Genomic DNA, 23,171 nt, shown 5'->3' with positions numbered 1-23,171 from the left:
TTCCAATTGAAATAAGTCAATAACCGTGTTTTACCCAATCCCGGGGGTGGCTGGCAAGTGGGTGTTTCCGGCTTGAGATCCCGAAAAACGGGAACGGTATGTCTTGAATTCATGGGGGCAGGCCGCCAAAGTGACCCTTCTACCTGTCGGTGTATCCGACGTTCATCCACCACTCACGGATATCGCCATCATGCCCGTCTTTCCCATCCTGTTGTTGCTGTTCTTCACCATCCCCCTGATCGAGATCTTCGTGCTCATCAAGGTGGGAGGAATCATCGGTGTCTGGCCCACCGTCGGCCTGGTCATTCTCACCGCCGTGATCGGTGCCTACCTGCTCAAGCAGCAGGGGATCGCCACCCTGACCCGGGTCCAGCGCAGCATGGATCAGGGGCAGTTGCTGGCCCGGGAGCTGGTGGAGGGCTTCTTCCTGGTCATCGGCGGTGCCCTGTTGCTGACGCCCGGCTTCTTCACCGATGCCATCGGCTTTGCCTGCCTGCTCCCGTTCACCCGCCGATTGCTGGCGGCATGGATGATCCGGCGCGGGGTCTTCGCCGCCCATGCCCATGTCCATGCCCAGTATCAGGCCCAGGGCCGGCAGCCGCCGGGGCAGGGTGGCCGTGGACGCACCATCGAAGGGGAATGGGAGCGGGAAGAGCCGGTTCGCCCGGAGGTGGAGTCTCCGGAGCGCAACCGGGACCGGGAGTAGTCAGCCTCTCCCCCCCCTTGACATCCGGAAGTCCGCCCCTATTATTGGCACTCACCAAGGGGGAGTGCTAACAGCCCCTGGGATCAGACACAGTCAATCCAAAACCTGCTTCTAAGGAGTCAAGGCCCATGAATATCCGTCCGTTGCATGATCGGGTGATCATCAAGCGCATGGAAGAAGAGCGCACCAGCCCCGGCGGGATCGTGATCCCCGACAGCGCCACCGAGAAGCCGATCCGCGGCGAAGTGGTTGCCGTGGGCAAGGGCAAGAGCCTGGACAATGGTGATGTGCGCCCGCTGGACCTGAAGGTGGGTGACAAGGTGCTGTTCGGCAAGTACTCCGGCACCGAGGTCAAGGTGGACGGTCAGGAACTCCTCGTGATGCGCGAGGAAGACGTGATGGCCGTCATCGAAGGCTGATCCAGCCCTGCTCCCCACACAGAATACATTTTAGAGGATGAGACAAGTATGAGCGCGAAAGAAGTCCGCTTCGGTGATGACGCCCGTGCCCGCATGGTCAAGGGCGTGAACGTCCTGGCCAATGCCGTGAAGGTCACCCTGGGTCCCAAGGGCCGCAACGTGGTGCTGGAAAAGTCCTTCGGTGCCCCCACCGTGACCAAGGACGGCGTGTCCGTGGCCAAGGAAATCGAACTGGAAGACAAGTTCGAGAACATGGGCGCCCAGATGGTGAAGGAAGTCTCCTCCCAGACTTCCGACGTGGCCGGTGACGGCACCACCACCGCCACCGTGCTGGCCCAGGCCATCGTCCGCGAAGGCATGAAGGCCGTCACCGCCGGCATGAACCCGATGGACCTCAAGCGCGGCATCGACAAGGCCGTGACCGTGGCCGTGGCCGAACTGGCCAACCTGTCCAAGCCCTGCACCGACAGCAAGGCCATTGCCCAGGTGGGCACCATCTCCGCCAACTCCGACGAGTCCGTGGGCGAGATCATCGCTAGTGCGATGGAGAAGGTGGGCAAGGAAGGCGTGATCACCGTGGAGGAAGGTTCCTCCCTGGAAAACGCCCTGGAAGTGGTGGAAGGCATGCAGTTCGACCGCGGCTACCTGTCCCCCTACTTCGTCAACAACCAGCAGAACATGAGCGCCGAGCTGGATGACTGCTTCGTGCTGCTGTACGACAAGAAGATCTCCAACATCCGCGACCTGCTGCCCGTGCTGGAAGGCGTGGCCAAGTCCGGCAAGCCCCTGCTGATCATTGCCGAGGACATCGAGGGCGAGGCCCTGGCCACCCTGGTGGTCAACTCCATCCGCGGCATCGTCAAGGTGGCCGCCGTCAAGGCCCCCGGCTTCGGCGATCGTCGCAAGGCCATGCTGCAGGATATCGCCATCCTCACCGGCGGCCAGGTCATCTCCGAAGAAGTGGGCCTGTCCCTGGAGAAGGCCAGCATCGATGACCTGGGCATGGCCAAGCGCATCGTGGTCACCAAGGAAAACACCACCATCATCGATGGCGCCGGCAAGCACGACGAGATCAAGGCCCGCGTGGAGCAGATCCGTGCCCAGATCGAAGACGCCACCTCCGACTACGACAAGGAAAAGCTGCAGGAGCGTGTGGCCAAGCTGGCCGGCGGCGTTGCCGTGATCAAGGTGGGTGCCGCCACCGAAGTGGAAATGAAGGAGAAGAAGGCCCGCGTGGAAGACGCCCTGCACGCCACCCGTGCCGCGGTGGAAGAAGGCGTGGTCCCCGGCGGTGGTGTGGCCCTGGTGCGCGCCCTGGAAGCCATGGGCGAGGTCAAGGGCCTCAACCACGATCAGGACATGGGTATCGCCATCGCCAGACGTGCCATGGAAGAGCCCCTGCGCCAGATCGTGGCCAACTGCGGCGAAGAGCCGGCAGTGGTCATGAACCGGGTGCGCGAGCTCAAGGGTAGCCAGGGCTATAACGCCGCCACCGGTGAGTTCGGCGACATGATCGAGATGGGCATCCTGGACCCCACCAAGGTGACCCGTACCGCGCTGCAGAACGCCGCTTCCGTGGCTGGTCTGATCATCACCACCGAAGCCATGGTGGCCGAGCTGCCCAAGAAGAACGAGCCCGCCATGCCCGGCGGCGACATGGGCGGCATGGGCGGCATGGGCATGATGTAAGCCCCGCGGCCTGATTCACCGCAATGACGTGCCGTTTTAGCAACGGCAGCAAAGCCCCGCCTCGTGCGGGGCTTTGTGTTTGGGGTTAGTATTGCGCGTGTGGCGCTGCCACATTTTTCAGCCCTATTTCAGGAGAACATACGACATGCGTAAGACAACTTTTGCCGGCACCCTGGTACTGGCCTCGTCCGTGCTGATGGCCGGGACGCCGGTGGCCCTTGCGGACGTCGGCTATGCCTCGGACCCCCGTGGTACCGTGGTGCGTGATGGTTCCGGTGAGTGTGTCCGTACGCCCCGCTGGAGCCTGGATCGCGCCATCGAAGGCTGTGCCGGTTTCGTGGCTCCCGCGCCGGAGCCCCGCGTCGAGCGTGCTCCGCCCCCCGCCCCGGCGGCGCCAGCCCCTGCGCCGGAGCCCGTCTATGAAACCATTACCCTGGGTTCCGAGGTGCTGTTTGCCGTCGGCAGCCACCAGCTCAACCCGGCCGCCGCCACCGAACTGAACCGGGTGGCCGACCGGATCCGTCAGGCCGGTTCCCGTCTGGAGCGGGTGGTGATCAGTGGTCACACCGACAACACCGGTTCCCGGGCACTGAATGATCGTCTCTCCAAGGATCGTGCCGAGTCCGTGAAGCGTTTCATGGTCGAGCGCGGCATCCCGGCCCGTCTGATGGAAACCGCCGGTTATGCCTATGATCGTCCGGTGGCCTACAACACCACCCCGGAAGGCCGCGCCGCCAACCGGCGCGTGGAGATCCGCATCGAGATGGCCGAGCGGGTCAACTAAGTCAGAGCGTCTGTAAAAGCCCCTCTCCCCTTGTGGGAGAGGGTTGGGGTGAGGGGAGAACGACCGGGGCAGTTTCCTTGGGCCCCGCTCAGGCATTAATCTGGACGCTGGCCCTTTTCCGGCAAGCCCCATGTCCCGTTCCAGTCATGACCCTTCCCGCACACTGACCCTGCCCATTACCGGCATGGGCTGTGCCGCCTGCGTCACGCGGGTGGAAGATGCCCTGAAACCCCTTCCGGGCGTCGATACCGTCAGCGTCAACCTGGCCACTGAAAAGGCCGCCGTCACCACCTCGACCACGCCCGATGTCGTCGCCCTGGTCCACGCCGTCCGCGAGGCCGGTTATGACGTGGCCGAAGATACCCTGATCCTGGATGTCTCCGGGATGAGCTGCGCCGCCTGCAGCAGCCGGGTGCAGACCCTGCTGGAGCGGACCCCGGGCGTACTGGAGGCCAGGGTCAACCTGGCCACCGGCCAGGCACGGGTGCGAATCCCCGCCGGTGCCCTCTCCGCCGCGGAACTGGCCCGGCGCATCACCGAAGCCGGCTACGAGAGCCGGGTCCACGAGGCCGGGCCGGACCGGGAAGACCGGGAGCGGATCGAGCGCAAGCAGACGCTGTCCCGGTTGCGCCGCGCCCTGATCCTGGCGGCCGCCCTGACCCTGCCGATTCTGGTGCTGGACATGGGGGGGCATGTCTTCCCCGCCTTTCATCACATGGTGCATGGGGCGCTGGGTACCCAGACCGTGTATCTGCTGTTCTTCCTGCTGGCCACCGGGGTGCAGTTCGGCCCGGGGCTACGGTTCTATCGCCAGGGCGGCCCGGCCCTGATCCGGGGTGCGCCGGACATGAACTCCCTGGTCATGCTGGGGACCTCCGCCGCCTATGGCTATTCCGTGGTGGCCACTTTCCTGCCCGGGATCCTGCCGGCGGAGTCGGTGCACGTCTACTACGAGGCCTCCGCGGTGATCATCACTTTAGTGCTGTTGGGGCGGTATCTGGAAGCCCGCGCCAAGGGCGCCACGTCCGAGGCCATCCGCACGCTCATGGGCCTGCGTCCCCGCACCGCCCGGGTTTGGCGCGACGGCGACTGGACCGAGGTGGACGTGGATCAGGTCCTGCCCGGTGACCGGGTTCAGGTGCGGCCGGGGGAGCGCATCCCGGTGGACGGGGTGGTGGAGGAAGGCCGGTCCTGGGTGGATGAGTCCATGATCACCGGCGAACCGGTACCGGTGGACAAGCCGGTCGGTGCCGCCCTGGTGGGCGGCACCATCAACGGCCAGGGCGCCATGACCCTGAAGGCGCAGCGGGTGGGTTCGGACACCGTGCTGGCCCAGATCATTCGCATGGTGGAGTCCGCCCAGGCCGCCCGGCTCCCGATCCAGAATCTGGTGGACCAGGTGACCCGGTATTTCGTCCCGGCGGTGATGGGGATCGCCCTGGTCACGTTCCTGGTCTGGTTCTTCTTCGGTCCCGCGCCGGCACTCACCCTGGCCCTGGTGAATGCGGTGGCGGTCCTCATCATCGCCTGCCCCTGCGCCATGGGGCTGGCCACCCCCACCTCGATCATGGTGGGTACCGGAAAGGGGGCGGAGATGGGGGTGCTGTTCCGGGGCGGTGATGCCCTGCAGTCCCTGCGGGATGTCCAGGTGGTGGCCCTGGACAAGACCGGCACCCTGACCCGGGGGCGGCCCGAACTGACCGGGATCACGGTGCTGGAGGACTGGGACGAGGCCCGGGTCCTGACCCTGGCGGCGGCCCTGGAGTCCCGCTCGGAACACCCCCTGGCCCAGGCGGTGGTGCGTGGTGCCCGGGAGCGGGGGCTGACCCTGCCTGAGGTGGAGCGATTCGAGTCCCTGACCGGACGCGGACTTCAGGGCCGGGTGGACGGTCATGCGTTGATCATCGGTTCGCCCCGTTTCCTGGCCGAAGCGGGCGTTGACCTGGGAAACGCCCAGGAAGCCGTGGCAAGGCTGGCGGGGCAGGGGAGTACCCCGGTGCTGGTGGCGGTGGATCACCGACCGGCGGCCCTGCTGGGGATCTCCGACCCGCCCAAGCCGTCGTCGGCCGCGGCCGTGGCCCGTCTCAAGTCCCTGGGACTCAAGGTGGTGATGATCACCGGCGACGATGAGCGCACGGCCCGGGCGGTGGCCCGGCAGCTGGGCATTGACGAGGTGGTGGCCCAGGTGCTGCCGGAGGGCAAGGTGGACGCGGTGCAGCGTCTGCGGGCCTCCGGGGACAAGGTGGCCTTCGTCGGCGACGGCATCAATGATGCGCCGGCCCTGGCGGCGGCGGACGTGGGGCTGGCCATCGGTTCCGGTACGGACGTGGCCATGGAATCGGCCGGGGTGGTGCTGATGTCCGACGATCTGCGCCAGGTGGCCCATGCCATCGCCTTATCCCGGGCCACCATCCGCAATATCAAGCAGAACCTGTTCTGGGCCTTTGCCTACAACGCCACCCTGTTGCCGGTGGCGGCCGGCGTGCTCTACCCGTTCTTTGGGCTGTTGCTGTCGCCGGTCTTTGCGGCGGCGGCCATGTCCCTGTCGTCGGTCTCGGTGCTGACCAATGCGCTGCGACTCAAGCGCTTTGCCCCGGCGGAATAAATTTCCAAAAATCGGTTGACATGATAATGAGAAAGATTATTATTTAAGGCGTGTGTCGCATTTCTCCTCTTCTCGCACGCTTGGGGCCGGATATCCGGCCCTTTTTTTTTGCGCGGGATGGGGCTCTGTTCAGAACATTTTTAAACTCATGCCATTTTTTAATAAGGCTGATAAAGTTTATGCATGGACCTCACTAACCAAATCATCTTCTTCGGCAGCCTCATCCTGTTGGGCAGCGTCCTCTCCAGCGTCATCACGCGACGCCTGGGAGTCCCCCTGCTGCTGGTGTTCCTGTTCATCGGGATGCTCCTGGGGGAGCAGGGTCCGGGCGGGATCGAGTTCGAAGATATCCAGATGGCCCACCTGTTCGGCAGCCTGGCCCTGGCCATCATTCTCTTCGACGGCGGCATGCGCACGCCCATCGACAGCTTCCGGGTGGGGCTGCGCCCGGCCCTGGGGTTGGCCACCATCGGCGTGATCATCACCGCCGGCATCACCGGCGCCTTCGCCGCCTGGTGGCTGGAGATCAACTGGATGCTGGGCTTCCTGCTGGGGGCCATCGTCGGTTCCACCGATGCCGCCGCCGTCTTTTCCCTGCTCCATTCCCGGGGGCTTGAGCTGAAGCAGCGCGTGGGCTCCACCCTGGAGATCGAGTCCGGCTCCAACGACCCCATGGCCATCTTTCTCACCATCGTGCTCATCGAACTGCTGGTGGGCGGCCACGGCAACATGGGGCTCACCGTGTTGTGGGAATTCATTCGCCAGATGGGGCTGGGCGCCCTGGTGGGCATCCTCGGCGGCCTGGGACTGGTCTGGCTCATCAACCGGCTGGAGATCTCCCAGGGTTTCTATCCCCTGGTGGCCCTGGCCGGAGGACTGTCCATCTTCGGCCTGGCCTCGGTGCTGCAGGGCAGCGGGTTTTTGGCCATCTATCTGGCGGGCCTGGTGGTGGGGAACCGCCCCATGCAGGCCGCCCAGTACGTGAACCGTTTCCACGACGGGATCGCCAGCCTGGCCCAGATCGGCATGTTCCTGATGCTGGGGCTATTGGTGACACCCTCGGAGCTGATGCCCGTGGCCGTGGATGCCCTGCTGATCGCCGCCGTGCTGATCCTGGTGGCCCGGCCCCTGGCGGTGTGGCTGTGTCTGCTGCCCTTCAACTTTCCCTGGCGGGAGCAGGTCTTCGTCGGCTGGGTGGGCCTGCGGGGGGCCGTGCCCATCATCCTGGCCCTGTTCCCGATGCTGGCGGGGATCGAGGCGGCGGGGATGCTGTTCAACATCGTCTTCTTCGTGGTCATCATTTCGTTGATGGTCCAGGGCTGGACCATCACGCCGGTGGCCCGCTGGCTGCGGCTGGAAGTGCCGCCCACCACCCATATGGTGCAGCGGGTGGAGTTGGATATCCCCGGTCAACAGGAGCTGGAACTGGTGGCTTACCGGCTGGCGGAGAATACCCCGGTGGTCCGGGAAAAATGGACCAGCTTCACCCTGCCGCGCAGCGTGCGGGTGGTGGCCCATGTCCGCGACAAGGTCATCCTGGAAACCCTGGACATGCTGGACCTGCGGGCGGGGGATTACCTCTACCTGCTGGCCCCCCCCGATGACCTGAAGGTGCTGGATCGCCTGTTCGTGGCCAGTTCGGCGCCGGAACGCCTGTCCGAACGCAAGTTCTTCGGCGAGTTCGTGCTCAACGGCTACGCCAAGGTGGAGGATCTGTCCCTGATCTACGGCCTCAAGCTGCCTGAATCCGCCAAGGGCATGACCCTGGAGGAATTCATCCTGGATCGCCTGAACACCCAGCCGGTGGTGGGGGACCGGCTGCAGTGCGGCGAGGTGGAGCTGGTGGTGCGGGAGATGGCGGCGGACAGGATCGCCCGGGTGGGTCTCAAACTCAGCCGTTGAACACTTCCGATACCTTCACCCCAGCAGGGACTTGAGGTTGTTCAGGTGGGCCTTCCCCGTCAACCGGACTTCTTCCGGATCCGGGGGGCGGGCGTCGGGCCATTCCAGGTGTTCCTCGGGCAGTTCCGCCAGGAAGCGGCTGGGTTCGCACTCCACCGTCTCGCCGAAACGGGTGCGTCGGCAGGCATAGGTCAGGGTCAGGGCCTTCCTGGCCCGGGTGATGCCCACGTAGGCCAGGCGACGTTCCTCCTCCAGGGTGTCTTCCTCCAGGCTGACCCGATGGGGCAGCAGTTCCTCCTCCATGCCCACCAGAAAGACGCAGGGAAACTCCAGCCCCTTGGCGGCGTGCAGGGTCATCAGATGCACCCCGTCGGCCTCGGTCTCGCCGCCGGCCCGGTCCAGGATGTCCATCAGGGTCATGTGGGCGACGATTTCCCCGATGTTCTTGCCGTCGCCGGTCCCTTCCTTGGCCAGGCGTCCCATCCAGTCCAGCACTTCCTGCACGTTTTCCATGCGTTTCGAGGCCGCCTTGGGGTTGGCGCTCTGGTCCAGCAGCCAGGTTTCGTAGTTCATCTCCTCCACCAGGCTTTTGGCGACGGCGGCGGGGTCGCCGGTGGTCGCGGCCCGGGACTTGTCCTGCAGCCACTGGGCAAAGGCCTGCAGCCGCTCCGCCGCCCGGGCGGACAGGGTCTCCGTCAGGCCGAACTCGAAACAGGCGGTGAACAGGCTGACATGGCGGCGACCGGCATACTCTCCCAGTTTTTCCAGCGTGGCGGCACCGATCTCCCGTCGCGGCACATTGACGATGCGCAGAAAGGCGCTGTCGTCATCGGGGTTGGCCAGCAGACGCAGGTAGGCCAGGATGTCCTTGACTTCCGCCTTCTCGAAGAAGGACTGGCCGCCGCTGACCTTGTAGGGAATGTTGTTTTCCCGCAGCAGTTTTTCAAATACCCGGGCCTGGTGGTTGCCCCGATAGAGGATGGCGTAGTCCTTGAATTCCAGGCGGTGCTTGAAGCGATGCTTCATGATCTCGGACACCACCCGGGTTGCCTCGTGGTCCGCGTCCTTGCAGGGCAGCACCCGGATGGGATCGCCCTGGCCCAGGCCGCTCCACAGGCGCTTTTCAAACACATGGGGATTATTGGCGATCAGGTGGTTGGCGGTCTGCAGGATGCGGTTGGTGGAGCGGTAGTTCTGCTCCAGCTTGATGATCTTCAGGTGAGGGTAGTCCTGTTGCAGGGCCACCAGATTCTCGGGCCGGGCACCGCGCCAGGAGTAGATGGACTGGTCGTCGTCCCCCACCGCGGTGAGTCCCGCGTCCACGTCCACCAGCAGGCGGACCAGACGGTACTGGCAGGTATTGGTATCCTGATACTCGTCCACCAGCAGGTGGCGCAGGCGATGACGCCACCGCTCGCGCACTTCCGGATTCTCTTCCAGCAGGCGCACGGGCAGCACGATCAGATCATCGAAGTCCACGGCGTTGTAGGCCTTGAGCGCCCGCTGGTAGGCGGCATACAGGCGGGCCTGAGCGGCTTCCAGGTCATCCTCGGCGCGGGACAGGGCCTGTTCCGGGGTGAGCAGGTCGTTCTTCCAGCGGCTGATGCGATGGCGGGCGGATTCGGCCTCCACCCCATCGTCGTCCCGGTGGGTGAGTTGCTTGAGCAGGGACAGGGCGTCGGCGGCGTCAAAGATGGAAAATCCCGCCTTGTAGCCCAGGGTCTTGATCTCCTTGCGAATGAAGTCCAGGCCCAGGGTATGGAAGGTGGAGACCGTCAGGCCCTGGCTTTCCTCCCGGGACAGCAGCTTGCCGGCCCGGGCCTTCATCTCCCGGGCGGCTTTGTTGGTGAAGGTGATGGCGGCGATCCGCTTGGGGGAAAGCCCCCGATGACGGATCAGGTGGGCGATCTTTTCCGTGATCACCCGGGTCTTGCCGCTGCCGGCGCCGGCCAGCACCAGCAAGGGGCCATCCACGTACTCGATGGCGGCGCGTTGTTGCGGGTTGAGGGTGTCCATGGCGACGGGGGTGTGGGGCGGGGCGGCATTTTATCAAATTATCAGGACTTCAAGGCTTTCAGGGCTTTTATGGACATCGACACCACCGGCTGGTTGGACATCGCAACACGGGTGCCTTCCCCCAATCAGGATGCGCGTCCGCCGGGGATGACGCCGGAACTCATCGTCATCCACGCCATCAGCCTGCCGCCGGGGGAGTTCGGAGGACCCTGGATCGACCGGCTGTTCACCAATGCCCTGCCGCCGGAGGGGCATCCCTTCTTCGCCCAGATCCAGGGGCTCAGGGTCTCCGCCCATGTCCTGATCCGGCGCGATGGTGAAATGGTGCAGTATGTCCCTTTTCTCCAGCGGGCCTGGCATGCGGGGGTGTCCTGCTTTCAGGGGCGGGAACGCTGCAATGACTTTTCCATCGGCATCGAACTGGAAGGCAGTGATGTTCATCCCTTTACCGGTGCCCAGTATGAGCGGCTGGCCCGACTCATCACCGTCCTGAAAAAGACCTATACCGGCCTGGCCGATGCCCCGGTGGTGGGGCATTCCGATATCGCTCCGGGCCGAAAGACTGATCCAGGACCTTGTTTTGAATGGTCCAGGTTGCAAGTATTGTCGGATGCCTGATCTCCGGACATGGGAAGTTCTGAATGCGTCATTCCCGCGCAAGCGGGAATCCATCGCGGACTGGATGTTCTGGACTCCCGTTTTCGCGGGAGTGAGGGCATTTGCCGGGTGCGACAACAGATGGGCGCATTCAGGACTTTTTAAAAGTAAATCCAAGTTTTTTGCTTGGAGAAAATCATGTGATTTCGTAGTGAATCCGGTAGCGCCGAAACTTGCAAGCAGGATTTTGAGCAACGAAACTTTAGTCACCTTTTCAAACCCGGGAAGCCCGTCATGTCACTGTTCATCATACTTGTCACACTATTTGTGGAACGCTTCACGAATGCCGTCGAAAACCTGAGACACTTCTCCTGGCTGGATCGATATACCAGCCTGGTACGAGGACGTTGCGAAGGGTTCGGTCTTGGCGCCACGCCGACACTGGTCATCACCGTGGCCATCCCGCTGGTGGTGCTGGTCATTCTCATGCAACTTGTCGGCGGGATCCTGGGTGGCCTGGTGGGCGTGCTCATCGCCCTGGCCGTGCTGCTGCTGAGCATCGGGCCCCGCAACCTGGGCAAGGAAGTGGACGCCTTCCTGGAGGCCGGTGCCATGAAGGACGAGGAGCGGGAGATGAAGCATGCCCGCAACCTGCTGGGAGATCAGGTCCCGGATGATGCCGCCGAGCGCGCCCGGGCCGTCCTGCAGACAATGCTCACCGGCAGCAACGGCAGTCTCTTTGCCGTGCTGTTCTGGTTTGTGGTGCTGGGGCCCGTGGGTGCCCTGCTGTATCGTCTGGCCAACCTGATGCGCGCACCCCGGGGGGCGGAGCCGGACGGCTTCCAGCAGACCGCCACCCAGCTGCAGGGATTGCTGGACTGGATTCCCGCCCGTCTGGTGGCCCTGTTCTACGCCCTGACCGGCAGCTTCGACCGGGCCTTCCCCGTGCTGCGTGCCGGCATTCTGGGCAGCTGGGGCAACATGGCGGCCGAGAACGAGGCCCTGTTGCGGGATGCCGGTTGCGAGGCCATCCAGCTCACCGAGGAAGAACTCAAGGCGCCCCTGGAGGCCCGTTCCGCGGTGGAGCGTGCTTCCAGTCTGGTATTTCGCAGCGTGATCGCCTTCGTGGCCATTCTGGCGCTGCTCACCATCGTCGGGGTGAGCGGCTAGCGCCTCGTCGTTTCGATGGCCCTGCCGGTGCCCCATGGCCCGGCAGGGCTTGAGCAGGATTTTCCCCCATGACATGTATCGACCTTCTGCGCCATGGTGAACCGGCCGGCGGCGAACGCTACCGGGGCAGCGGCGTGGATGACCCCCTGAGCGAGCAGGGCCTGGAGCAGATGTGGCGGGCCGTGGGCGGTCGCGCCCCGACCTCGGGTCCCTGGAGCCGGATCATCAGTTCCCCCATGCGTCGCTGCCTGGATTTCGCGGCGCCGCTGTCCCGTGCCCTGAATCTGCCACTCACCCAGGTACCGGATCTGCGGGAAGTGGGGTTCGGCAGCTGGGAGGGGCGTACCCCGACGGAGCTTCGGCAAAACAGCCCGGAGGCGTTCCTCGCCTTCTTCCGTGATCCCATGCGGGCCCGCCCCCGGGGCGCCGAGCCACTGGAAGACTTTCGCCGACGGGTCGATGGGGCGCTGGATGACCTGATCCGCCGGCATGAGGGGGAGCACCTGCTGGTGGTGACCCACGCGGGGGTGATCCGGGCGGCCGTCTGTGCCGCGTTGGAGGTGCCCACCGAGGCCATGTACCGCATCAAGATTCCCTACGCGGGTGTGACGCGCCTGCGGCGGGATGACCGGGGCATGATGCTGGAATTCGTCAATCGCCGGCATCTGGCCGACTCCGCTTGATCGCAGCCCCCGCGGCTCATGCTAACCTTGCGCCCTTTCCATCGCTGCCGGGAGCTGCCATGACCCCATTCCTGAAGACCGCCATCGACGCCGCCCTGAGTGCCCAGGACGTGATCCAGCGCTACTATCGCCAGGATGTGGCGGTGGAAATCAAGCCGGACCAGACGCCGGTGACGGTGGCCGATCTGGAATCGGAAAAGGCCATTAAGTCCATCATCACCGCCGCCTTTCCCGATCATGGCATCTATGGCGAGGAAACCGGGCAGGAGCGCATGGATTCGGATTGTCTGTGGCTCATCGACCCCATCGACGGCACCAAGAGCTTCGTGCGTCGCTATCCCTTCTTCTCCACCCAGATCGCCCTGCGCCGTGACGGCGAACTGGTGGCCGGCGTCTCCAATGCCCCCGAGTTCGAGGAGATGGCCTATGCGGAAACGGGCGGCGGCGCCTTCCTGGCCGGGGAGGCCATCCGGGTGAGCGATATTCGCACCCTGGAGGCGGCCACCCTGTCCATCGGCAATGTCAAGACCCTGGCCGGTGGTCCCGGCTGGCAGGGCCTGGCGCGCATCGTCCAGCGGGTCAACCGGACCCGGGGTTACGGGGATTTCTACCACTACCACCTGCTGGCCTCCGGGCGCATCGATCTGGTGGTGGAATCGGACGTCAACATCCTGGATATTGCGGCACTGGCGGTGATTGTGCGTGAAGCGGGTGGAATCTTCACCGATCTTCAGGGCGGCCCCCTGACTCTGGAAACCACCAGCGTGCTGGCGGCGGCCACCCCGGAGCTGCATGCCGAGGCCCTGACGCTGCTCAACCCGTAAGAAAGCCGGGCCGACAACCGATGTTTGCCGGGATGCGTGGTTCGGGGCGCCTTCAGGTGGTGACGGGTGTCCAGATGCCGTTGATCAGTCCTTCCCCCGGCTGGAAGCGGTTCTTGTAGGCCATCTTGGGGCTTTGGGCATTCCAGTAGCCCAGATAGACATGGGTCAGGCCTTCCTCCCGCGCCTGCCGGATCTGCCACAGGATCGCCAGGGTACCCAGGCTGTGTGCCTGGGCCGCCGGGTCAAAGAAGGTGTATACCGCCGACAGGGCATCCGGCAGCCGGTCGACCACCGCAACACCCAGCAGCGAATCCTCTTCCCTGAACTCCACCAGCCAGGTGCGGCACCAGCGACTGGTCACGAATCCCAGGTAGCTTTCCGGCGTGGGGTTGTCCATGCCGCCGCCCCGGTGGCGGTGGTTCACGTAGGCCGTGTACAGGCGGTAATGGGCCGGATCAAAACCCACTTCCCGGATCGTGACCGACAGCCCGGCATTACGCTTGAGCACCCGGCGCTGACCGCGATCCGGCGTGAATTTCGCCACCGGTATCCGGTAGGGCACACAGGCCCGACACTGTGGGCACTGATGCCGATACACATGACTGCCACTGCGACGAAATCCGTGCTGAAGCAGTTCCCCGTAGACGGCCACGCTCATCGGTCCGCCCGGATCGGCAAACAGGCTCACCATCTTCCTGTTTTCCAGATAAGGACAGGTATCCGGCGCCGTGGCGTAGAAGATCAGGGATTCATGTCGGGACACGGTGTGAGTCCGGATCCTTTGGCCAGTGAGAAGGTAAAAAAAGGGCCGCCAGGGGCGGCCCGAAACCGTGTGAGGATGGAAACCCGCCAATCAAACGGGCGGATGGTCAAGGACCAGGAGACCCGGTAAACATCCTTCAACCATGCTTCGAGGCTAGTTCAGAGTCAGCCGTAAATCTCTGACCTGGATCAGTTGCGGGCGCCTACGAATGGTTCCGGCAAGCATGTTATGCTGGAAAACTTTGACGCAACCGGATAGATGTTCATGAATTCCGACAGACTCACTCAGCTGCACCAGGAGATCCAGCGCCGCATCATGATTCTGGATGGTGGCATGGGCACCATGATCCAGGGTTATGGATTGCAGGAAGCCGATTACCGGGGAGCGCGTTTCGCTGACTGGCCGTCGGACATCAAGGGCAACAACGACCTGCTGGTGCTGACCCAGCCGGGCATCATCCGCGAGGTCCACGCCGCCTACCTGGAGGCCGGCGCCGACATTCTCGAAACCAACACCTTCAACGCCACCCGCATCGCCATGGCCGACTACGGCATGGAAGACCTGGTGCCGGAGATCAACCGGGAGGCCGCCCGCCTGGCTCGGGAAGTGGCCGACGAATACACCCGCAAGACCCCGGACCGTCCCCGCTATGTGGCCGGCATCCTCGGTCCCACCAACCGCACCGCCAGCATTTCCCCGGATGTCAACGACCCGGGTTTTCGCAACGTCTGGTTCGACGAACTGGTGGCCGCCTACCGGGAGGCCGCCGAGGCCCTGCTGGACGGCGGGGTGGACATCCTGATGATCGAAACCGTCTTCGACACCCTCAACGCCAAGGCCGCCGTGTTTGCCGTGGAAGGCCTGTTCGAGGATCGGGGCGAACGCTGGCCGGTGATGATCTCCGGCACCATCACCGATGCCTCCGGCCGCACCCTCACCGGTCAGACCACCGAGGCCTTCTGGAACAGCCTGCGCCACGCAAGGCCCTTCTCCATCGGTCTCAACTGCGCCCTGGGACCGAAGGAACTGCGGCCTTATGTGGAAGAACTCTCCCGCATCGCCGACACCCACGTTTCCGCCCACCCCAACGCGGGTCTGCCCAACGAGTTCGGCGGCTATGACGAAACCCCGGCGCAGATGGCCCGGGAGATCAGTGAGTGGGCCGGCAGCGGCCTGCTGAACATCGTCGGTGGCTGCTGCGGCACCACCCCGGACCACATCCGGGCCATTCGCGAGGCGGTGGAGAAACATCCTCCCCGTCCGGTGCCGAAGATCACCCCCGCCTGCCGCCTGTCGGGCCTGGAGCCTTTCAACATCACCGCCGACACCCTGTTCGTGAACGTGGGGGAGCGCACCAACGTCACCGGCAGTGCCCGCTTCAAGCGCCTGATCAAGGACGGTGACTACGAGACTGCCCTGGAAGTGGCCGCCGAGCAGGTGGAAAGCGGTGCCCAGGTCATCGACGTGAACATGGACGAGGGCATGCTGGACGCGGTGGAGGCCATGCGGCGGTTCCTCTGCCTGGCCGCCGCCGAGCCGGACATCTCCCGGGTGCCGGTGATGATCGATTCCTCCAAATGGGAAGTGATCGAGACCGGACTCAAGTGCATCCAGGGCAAGGGCATCGTCAACTCCATCTCCCTCAAGGAAGGGGAAGAGAGCTTCATCCATCAGGCCCGCCTGCTGCGACGCTACGGCGCGGCGGTGGTGGTCATGGCCTTCGACGAGACCGGCCAGGCGGATACCGAGGACCGCAAGGTGGAGATCTGCCGGCGGGCCTACCGGATTCTCACCGAAGTGGTGGGGTTCCCGGCCGAGGACATCATCTTCGACCCCAACATCTTCGCCATCGCCACCGGCATCGAGGAGCATGACAACTACGGCGTGGACTTCATCGAGGCCACCCGCCGCATCAAGCAAACCCTGCCCCATGCCCTGGTGTCCGGGGGCGTTTCCAACGTCTCCTTCTCCTTCCGCGGCAACAACCCGGTGCGGGAGGCGATTCACGCCGTGTTCCTCTACCACGCCATCCGCGCGGGCATGGACATGGGCATCGTCAATGCCGGTCAGCTGGCGGTCTATGACGAGATCGAGCCGGAACTGCGGGAGCGGGTGGAGGACGTGGTCCTCAACCGCCGTCCCGATGCCACCGAGCGCTTGCTGGAGATCGCCGACCGTTTCCGCGACACCGGTGGCGAGACCCGCAAGGAAGACCTGGCCTGGCGGTCGCTGCCCGTGGCCAAGCGTCTGGAGCATGCCCTGGTCAAGGGGATCGATGCCTACGTGGTGGAAGACACGGAAGAGGCGCGCCTGACCTTCGACCGGCCCATTCAGGTGATCGAAGGCCCCCTCATGGACGGCATGAACGTGGTGGGGGATTTGTTCGGCGCCGGCAAGATGTTCCTGCCCCAGGTGGTCAAGTCCGCCCGGGTGATGAAGAAGGCCGTGGCCCACCTGATCCCCTACATCGAGGCGGAAAAGAGCGACGACTCGAAGAACAACGGTCGCATCCTCATGGCCACGGTGAAGGGGGATGTCCACGACATCGGCAAGAACATCGTCGGCGTGGTGCTCCAGTGCAACAATTTCGAGGTCATCGACCTGGGGGTCATGGTGCCCGCGCAAAAGATCCTGGAGGCGGCCCGGGAACACAAGGTGGACGTGATCGGCCTGTCCGGCCTGATCACCCCGTCCCTGGAGGAGATGGCCCATCTGGCGGCGGAGCTGCAGCGGGAAGGCTTCGGCACGCCGCTAATGATCGGTGGTGCCACCACGTCTCGTGCCCATACCGCGGTGAAGATCGCCCCTGCCTATGAAGGGGTCACCGTCTGGGTGAAGGATGCCTCCCGGGCGGTGGGCGTGGCCCAGAGTCTGGTCAGCCCGGAGCTGCGCGGCCCTTATGGGGAGAAGATCCGTGCCGAATACGCGGATGTGCGCGAACAGCATGCCGCCCGCCGCAAGACCCAGGACTGGCTTACCCTGGAGGAGGCCAGGACCAACCGGACGCCGGTGGACTGGTCCGGTTACACCCCGCCGCGCCCCGCCGTCCTGGATGCGGATCAGGCCCCGTCCGTGGGCGGGCCGGCCCCGGAGATCCTGCGTCTTCATGGTCCCGACAGCATCCTGCTGCGATTTGACGACTATCCCCTGGACCGATTGGTGGACTACATCGACTGGACCCCGTTCTTCCGTGCCTGGGATCTGCATGCCGCCTATCCCCGCATCCTGCAAGACGAGATCGTGGGCGAGGAAGCCACCCGGCTGTTTGCCGATGCCCGGCCCATGCTGCGCCGGATCATCGACGAGGGCTGGCTCCGGGCCCGGGCGGTGGTGGGCTTCTTCCCCGCCGCCAGGGTGGATGCCGACGACATCCAGCTCTACCGGGACGCGGCGGGCCATGAGCCGCTGATGCGTCTGCACCACCTGCGCCAGCAGACCCGCAAGCCCCGTCAGGCCCCGAACATGTGCCTGAGCGATTTCATCGCCCCCCAGGGGAGCGGTCCGCGGGACTATCTGGGGGCCTTTGCGGTCACCGCCGGCGGCGGTATCGACGAACACGTCGCCCGCTTCGAGGCCGCCCATGACGATTACTCCGCCATCATGATCAAGGCCCTGGCGGACCGTCTGGCGGAGGCCTTTGCCGAACACCTGCACGAACGGGTGCGGCGTGAGTTCTGGGGCTATGCCGCCGGCGAGGCCCTGTCCAACGAGGACCTGATCAAGGAAAAGTATCAGGGCATCCGACCGGCCCCCGGCTATCCCGCCTGCCCGGAGCACACGGAGAAGGGCCTGTTGTGGGAACTCATCGACCCGGTGACCCATGCCGGCATGACCCTCACCGACAGCTATGCCATGTCTCCCGCCTCGTCCGTGTCCGGATTCTATTTTTCCCATCCGGAGTCCCGCTATTTTGCCGTGGGCAAGCTCAACCGGGATCAGGTGGAGGATTACGCCCGGCGCAAGGGCATGCTTCTGGAGGTCGCCGAGCGCTGGCTGGCCCCCAACCTGGGCTATGATCCGGACTGAACCGTATCCACACCGCCACATCCATCGGAGTTCCCATGCCTGAGTCCCGCGACACGGAATACGACTCGCATCGCCTGCTTTTGCGCAACACCCGTCTGGCCGATTACGACGACATCCATCACATCATGGAGGCCGTCTATCCCAATCTGGACGGCGCCTGGAGTCGGGAGCAGTTCGAATCCCAGATCCAGCGCTTTCCCGAAGGCCAGATCTGCATCGAGGACAATGGCCGGGTGGTGGCGGCGGCCATCAGCCTGATCGTGGACTACCGGCGCTGGGGCGACCGTCACAAATACTGGGAGATCACCGGCAAGGGCTTTCTCACCACCCATGACCCGGACGGCGACACCCTCTACGGCGTGGACGTGTTCGTGGACCCGGAATACCGGGGCATGCGCCTGGGGCGCCGTCTCTACGACGCCCGCAAGGAACTGTGCGAAAAGCTCAACCTGCGGGCTATCGTCGCCGGCGGCCGCATCCCCGGCTATGCCCGTTACCGGGAGGAGATGAGCCCCCAGCAGTATGTGGAACTGGTGAAGTCCCATGAGGTCACCGACCCGGTGCTCACCTTCCAGCTGTCCAACGACTTCCATGTGCGCAGGATCATCAACGACTACCTGCCCGACGACAAGGAATCCCACGCCTACGCCACCCTGCTGGAGTGGATCAACATCTACTACGAGGAGAAGGAAACCCTCATCGGCGCCACCAAGCAGGTGGTGCGGGTGGGGGCGGTGCAGTGGCAGATGCGGCCGCTGAAATCCCTCGACGAACTGCTGCAGCAGGTGGAATATTTCGTCGACGCGGTGTCCGGCTATCAGGCCGACGTGGTGCTGTTTCCGGAATTCTTCAATGGTCCGCTGATGGGCCAGTTCAACCAGGACAACACCGCCGAGGCGGTGCGTCATCTGGCCGACTACACCGACACCCTGCGCCAGGAGATGGTCAACCTGGCCCTGGCCTACAACATCAACATCATCGCCGGCAGCATGCCCGAGTACGATGGTCGGGAACTGCGCAACGTCTCCTACCTGTGCCGCCGGGACGGTAGCTGGGACAAGCAGTACAAGCTGCACATCACCCCGGACGAGCGATCCTACTGGGGCCTGAAGGGGGGGGACGAGGTTCGCATCTTCGAGACCGACTTCGGCAAGATCGGCATCCTGATCTGCTACGACGTGGAGTTCCCCGAGTTGCCCCGCCTGCTGGCGGACCAGGGTCTGCAGATCCTGTTCGTGCCGTTCTGGACCGACACCAAGAACGCCTACCTGCGGGTGCGTCGCTGTGCCCAGGCCCGGGCCATCGAGAACGAGTGCTATGTGGTCATCTCCGGCAGCGTGGGCAACCTGCCGAAGGTGGAGAACATGGACATGCAGTATTCCCAGGCGGCGGTGTTCACGCCCTCGGACTTCGCCTTCCCCCATGACGCGGTGGCCGCCGAGGCCACCCCCAACACCGAGATGACCCTGATCGCCGACCTGGATCTGGACAATCTCAAGGAACTGCGCACCCACGGGGCCGTGCGCAACCTGGTGGATCGGCGGCTGGACCTGTACGAGGTGCGCTGGAAGCGATAGCCGGAGGAGGAGGGGCTAACGCGCCTCCACCGGCACCACGAACCGTCGTCGCAGCCGGCCGGTGCGCCCCTTCACCTCCAGACCCAGCTCCCAGCGCACCCGCACCGATTCCGGCAACCGGGAGCTACTGCTGGGGGGCTGGTCCGTGGGTAACGGGAAATCCACGCCCAGCCGGCTGCTGCGACCCACTCCGGCGGTACGGGCGGCGGGTTGGGTCTCGTTCCAGAGTACCTTGCGCCAGCGGTCCTGCTCCCGTTCCTGGGTCTCGATGCAGGACAGGGACAGGATCACTTCCCGCCCACCCTCCAGGCCGTGGGGCAACTGGATCATCCCCGACAGTCTCTCTCCCAGCCGGGCCGGGAAGGGGTCCATGCGGAACACCACCTGTCCCCAGCGCCGGTTCTCCAGCCACTGGCGAATGCCCTGGGCCACCAGGGTCAGTCCGGCCAGACCGAACACGGCGATCACCGCCCACTCGATCCAGTCGCCATCGGCGGATGGCGAGATGTCCAGGAACAGGAATACGCAGATCCCCAGCCAGGTGATCCCGGCCATGAGTCCCACCGCCGGGGAACCCGCGCCCTCGGCCCTGATGACGTTGCTGCCTTGCATGGACGTGGCACCTCGTAAAAAGCCCGGGTGGCCGGCCGCGATTCAGCCGATGCCCGGTACCGTCTGCTGCATGGGGTCCGCCGGGGGCGGGTCTTCCGGTTCGCCGGGAACCAGCACCTCCAGCAGTTCCAGTTCGAAGATCAGGGTTTCCCCCGGCCCGATGACGGCGCCGGCCCGTCCCTCGCCGTAGGCCAGCCAGTGGGGCACCACCAGCCGGGCCCGGCTGCCCGCCGGCATGTGCACCAGGGCCTCCCGCCAGCCCGGGATCGTATCCCGTACCGCCACCACCGACGGCACCGCCCGGCGCCAGGAACTGTCGAACACCCGTCCGTCTAGGTGCAGGCCCCGGTAATGCACCACCACCCGGTCTTCCAGGGTCGGCACGGGTCCGTCACCTTGGGCCAGCATCTCCACCTGCAGACCGCTGGACAGGGTCACCACGCCGTCCCGCCGGCCGTTGCGGCTGCGATAGGCCTCGCCGTCCTCGATGTTCATCTCCACCAACAGGCGGGCCTCCTCGGCCTGTTCCGGCGTCAGTCCGCAACTGCGGGCGCCCAGGAACAGGGCCACCAGCAGCACCAGGCTCAGGGCCGCCAGGAACAGCACGTTGCGCAGTAGACTCAGCACCGGGTCACCAGGGGATGTCGCTGCCGTCGATGTCGATGAACCGGCCGCTGTCCACCAGGGTGAGATGGCTGATGGTCTGACGCATGGCGGTCACGCTCTGCTCCGTGGTGATCTCCGCATCGGGGCCGCCCATGTCCGTCCGCACCCAGCCGGGGTGCAGGGCCACCACCGTGATGCCCCGCGCCCCGAGGTCGCGTGCCGCACTGACGGTGATGGCATTCAGGGCCGCCTTGGTGGAACGGTAGATGTAGGAACCGCCGGAACCGTTGTCCGCCATGCTGCCCATCTTGCTGGAGATGTTCACCATCAGGCGTCGCCGGCCGGAGGCCACCGGCTCCACCAGGGCCTCCATGATCTTCAGCGGTGCCACGGTATTGATCCGGAAGGTCTCCAGCCACCCTTCCACGTCCGTGTCGCCGAAGGCACTCGCGGGACCATAGCTGCCGGCATTGTTGATCAGGATGTCCACCGGCGTATCCGTCAGGATGCCCGCCAGCGCCTGGATCTGTGCCGGATTGGTGACATCCAGGGGGTGTACGCTGACCCGGCCCCGGGTCTTGGCGGCCAGTCGGCTCAGCTCCCGGGCCTGCTCCGGGTGGCGACAGGCGGCCAGCACCCGGGCGCCCGCCTCGGCGTACTGCTGTGCAAACATCAGTCCGATGCCCCGATTGGCACCCGTGATGACGACGGTTTCCGTCATGCCGGTTTCTCCTTCAGCACGAAAATGACCTGACCGATAATGGCTTGAGTGCCGCAAGGGATCAAGCGACCGACGGAAGGAGGCCGTGCACTGACCAGTCGAAGGGCAACCCGGGGTGTCAGGCGCTACACTCAACCGTTAAAACAACAGCAATGCTCATGTCGGGCAGGAGAAAGGATCGATGGGTTCATCAGCGCATGCAGTCACGATTCTGGTCGTGGATGATTCCAGGGTCATGCGACAGGCATTGAACAAGATTCTCAATACCCGTTATCAAGTCCTTGAGGCCGAGGACGGGGAGGCGGCCTGGCGCCTGCTGCGGGGCGAACCCGCCATCGCCGCTATCTTCACCGATCTGTCCATGCCGGGACTGGACGGTTACGGCCTGCTCAAGCGGGTGCGTGACTGCGAGGATGCGCATATCCGGAAGCTGCCGGTGGTGGTGGTGACCGGCAACGAGGATGACGTGGGCACCGCGCAACGGGTCCGCGAGCATGGCGCCGACGAGATGCTGAAAAAGCCGTTTCGTGGCGAGGAAGTGCTCAAGCTCACGGAGCGACTATTGGGGGCTCCCTCCCCGGCGGTCGCGCCGGCCCCGGCGGGGGAACTGCAGTCCCTGCGTGATCAGCTGTCTCAGGCCCTGAGTCAGGCCGCGGCGGCGCTCAAGGCGCGGGACCAGCTGGAGAAGGAACTCAAGCAGGTGCGCACCGAGCTGATGCTGCGTCAGCAGACCTCGGATGAACGGGAAATGCAGGTGCGTCTGAAGCAGCAGGAACAGGCCCTGACCACGGCCCGTGCCGGTGAGCAGCGATTGGCGGCGGCGCTGGAACAGCAGCAGGCCCGCAACAACGAGCTGGAGGCGCGTATCCAGGGTCTGAACCGGGACCTGGAGCAGGCGGCCACGGAACTGGCTCAGGCCCGCGGGCGAGGGGATGGCCCCGATCGTCAGGCACGCAATCAGGAAGCCCGGATCAAGGCGGAGGAACTGGCCCGTCTGCAGGCGGAGGACGAGCTACTGAGTGTCAGCCGCCGTCTGGAAGAGCTGGAACAGGCGCTGGCCGCCGCCCATCAGGAAGTGCACGAGGCCCGGGCGGATGCGGGGCGGTTGCGCGGCGCCCACAGGGAGCGGGAGCAGCAGCTGGAGGAACGTTGTCGGCAACTGGAGGCGCGGCTGGCTCAGGTCATGACCCAGGTCGCCGAAGCGGCTCCCCGGGCGCCGGCGGAGGCTTCGCCGTCGGCGGGCGCCGAACAACCGGCCCCCACGCCCTCCGCCGGCATGGGGGAGACCTCTAGAAGCGATCGCAAGGGTGCGGAATCGGTGGCGCGGTGGGAAGAGGAGCGCAGCCGTGCCCGGCGCCGCCGGCTTTGGTTGATCGTTTCGGTGGGGGGCCTTGCGGCGCTGGGTCTGGCATTCTGGCTGGGGACCCTGCTGGGATGAGCGATGCCGACATGGCGGCCCGGGTTCCCGGGT

The 23,171-nt window shown here is 65.0% G+C and carries 18 protein-coding genes; 13 read left to right on the top strand and 5 right to left on the bottom strand.

Translation table 11 applies throughout. The features are described from left to right. The first annotated feature begins 190 nt into the window (after positions 1–190). From LQD11_RS03335 to LQD11_RS03310, 6 genes are all read left to right on the top strand, one after another. Positions 191–706 carry an FxsA family protein gene (locus LQD11_RS03335; RefSeq protein WP_238616259.1) on the top strand — a complete coding sequence of 172 codons (516 nt, stop codon included), beginning with the start codon at positions 191–193 and terminating at the stop codon, positions 704–706. 128 nt (positions 707–834) lie between these two features. Next, entirely contained in the window at positions 835–1,125 is a 291-nt protein-coding gene (gene groES / locus LQD11_RS03330; protein WP_008931806.1) for a co-chaperone GroES, read from the top strand. Positions 1,126–1,173: 48 nt separating this feature from the next. Beyond that, positions 1,174–2,814: a chaperonin GroEL gene (gene groL, locus LQD11_RS03325; RefSeq protein WP_238616258.1), complete on the top strand. Its 1,641-nt coding sequence runs from the start codon at positions 1,174–1,176 to the stop codon at positions 2,812–2,814. 145 nt (positions 2,815–2,959) lie between these two features. Further along, a complete protein-coding gene (locus LQD11_RS03320; protein ID WP_238616257.1) occupies positions 2,960–3,598 on the top strand; it encodes an OmpA family protein in 639 nt (212 codons plus the stop codon). 130 nt (positions 3,599–3,728) lie between these two features. After that, positions 3,729–6,203 carry a heavy metal translocating P-type ATPase gene (locus LQD11_RS03315; RefSeq protein ID WP_238616256.1) on the top strand — a complete coding sequence of 825 codons (2,475 nt, stop codon included), beginning with the start codon at positions 3,729–3,731 and terminating at the stop codon, positions 6,201–6,203. A 183-nt stretch (positions 6,204–6,386) separates the two neighbouring features. Next, positions 6,387–8,105, top strand: a complete 1,719-nt coding sequence (locus LQD11_RS03310; protein WP_238616255.1) for a potassium/proton antiporter — start codon at positions 6,387–6,389, stop codon at positions 8,103–8,105. Between the two features lie 15 nt (positions 8,106–8,120). Here LQD11_RS03310 and rep read toward each other — a convergent pair whose 3' ends face one another. Next, a complete protein-coding gene (gene rep / locus LQD11_RS03305) occupies positions 8,121–10,121 on the bottom strand; it encodes a DNA helicase Rep (RefSeq protein WP_238616254.1) in 2,001 nt (666 codons plus the stop codon). A gap of 69 nt (positions 10,122–10,190) precedes the next feature. On the opposite strand from rep, the gene ampD reads away from it, so the two are divergent. The 4 genes from ampD to LQD11_RS03285 all read left to right on the top strand — a co-directional run bounded on the left by ampD (position 10,191) and on the right by LQD11_RS03285 (position 13,395). Beyond that, entirely contained in the window at positions 10,191–10,739 is a 549-nt protein-coding gene (ampD, locus tag LQD11_RS03300; protein WP_238616253.1) for a 1,6-anhydro-N-acetylmuramyl-L-alanine amidase AmpD, read from the top strand. A gap of 273 nt (positions 10,740–11,012) precedes the next feature. Beyond that, a complete protein-coding gene (ampE, locus tag LQD11_RS03295; RefSeq protein ID WP_238616252.1) occupies positions 11,013–11,888 on the top strand; it encodes a regulatory signaling modulator protein AmpE in 876 nt (291 codons plus the stop codon). A 68-nt stretch (positions 11,889–11,956) separates the two neighbouring features. Continuing rightward, positions 11,957–12,571, top strand: a complete 615-nt coding sequence (locus tag LQD11_RS03290) for a histidine phosphatase family protein (protein WP_238616251.1) — start codon at positions 11,957–11,959, stop codon at positions 12,569–12,571. 59 nt (positions 12,572–12,630) lie between these two features. Further along, on the top strand, positions 12,631–13,395 hold the full coding sequence (locus LQD11_RS03285) for an inositol monophosphatase family protein (RefSeq protein WP_238616250.1): 765 nt from the start codon (positions 12,631–12,633) through the stop codon (positions 13,393–13,395). Positions 13,396–13,447: 52 nt separating this feature from the next. Here LQD11_RS03285 and LQD11_RS03280 read toward each other — a convergent pair whose 3' ends face one another. Continuing rightward, the gene (locus LQD11_RS03280) at positions 13,448–14,158 is read right to left on the bottom strand and encodes an arginyltransferase (RefSeq protein WP_238616249.1); all 711 of its coding nucleotides are present in this window, start codon (positions 14,156–14,158) and stop codon (positions 13,448–13,450) included. Between the two features lie 264 nt (positions 14,159–14,422). Here LQD11_RS03280 and metH point away from each other — a divergent pair, with 264 nt between their 5' ends. Next, positions 14,423–18,184 carry a methionine synthase gene (gene metH / locus LQD11_RS03275; RefSeq protein ID WP_238616248.1) on the top strand — a complete coding sequence of 1,254 codons (3,762 nt, stop codon included), beginning with the start codon at positions 14,423–14,425 and terminating at the stop codon, positions 18,182–18,184. Positions 18,185–18,219: 35 nt separating this feature from the next. Then, positions 18,220–19,761, top strand: a complete 1,542-nt coding sequence (locus tag LQD11_RS03270) for a bifunctional GNAT family N-acetyltransferase/carbon-nitrogen hydrolase family protein (protein WP_238616247.1) — start codon at positions 18,220–18,222, stop codon at positions 19,759–19,761. Between the two features lie 15 nt (positions 19,762–19,776). On the opposite strand, the gene LQD11_RS03265 is transcribed toward LQD11_RS03270, so the two are convergent. Genes LQD11_RS03265 through LQD11_RS03255 form a run of 3 tightly spaced genes read right to left on the bottom strand, consistent with a single transcriptional unit; the run spans position 19,777 to position 21,700 of the window. Continuing rightward, positions 19,777–20,373, bottom strand: a complete 597-nt coding sequence (locus LQD11_RS03265) for a hypothetical protein (RefSeq protein ID WP_238616246.1) — start codon at positions 20,371–20,373, stop codon at positions 19,777–19,779. 42 nt (positions 20,374–20,415) lie between these two features. Further along, positions 20,416–21,000, bottom strand: coding sequence for an FKBP-type peptidyl-prolyl cis-trans isomerase (locus LQD11_RS03260; protein ID WP_238616245.1), 585 nt, complete (start codon positions 20,998–21,000; stop codon positions 20,416–20,418). A gap of 4 nt (positions 21,001–21,004) precedes the next feature. After that, complete coding sequence (locus LQD11_RS03255; RefSeq protein ID WP_238616244.1) at positions 21,005–21,700, bottom strand: SDR family oxidoreductase; 696 nt, start codon at positions 21,698–21,700, stop codon at positions 21,005–21,007. A 181-nt stretch (positions 21,701–21,881) separates the two neighbouring features. Between LQD11_RS03255 and LQD11_RS03250 the strand changes: the two genes are divergently transcribed. Next, entirely contained in the window at positions 21,882–23,138 is a 1,257-nt protein-coding gene (locus LQD11_RS03250) for a response regulator (protein WP_238616243.1), read from the top strand. The last annotated feature ends 33 nt before the right edge of the window (positions 23,139–23,171 follow it).

Origin of the sequence: Ectothiorhodospira shaposhnikovii (assembly GCF_022227765.1) — a bacterium.
Classification (GTDB): Bacteria; Pseudomonadota; Gammaproteobacteria; order Ectothiorhodospirales; family Ectothiorhodospiraceae; genus Ectothiorhodospira.
The sequence above is the reverse complement of the archived record's forward strand: the minus strand, read 5'-3'. Positions and strand labels throughout refer to the sequence as shown.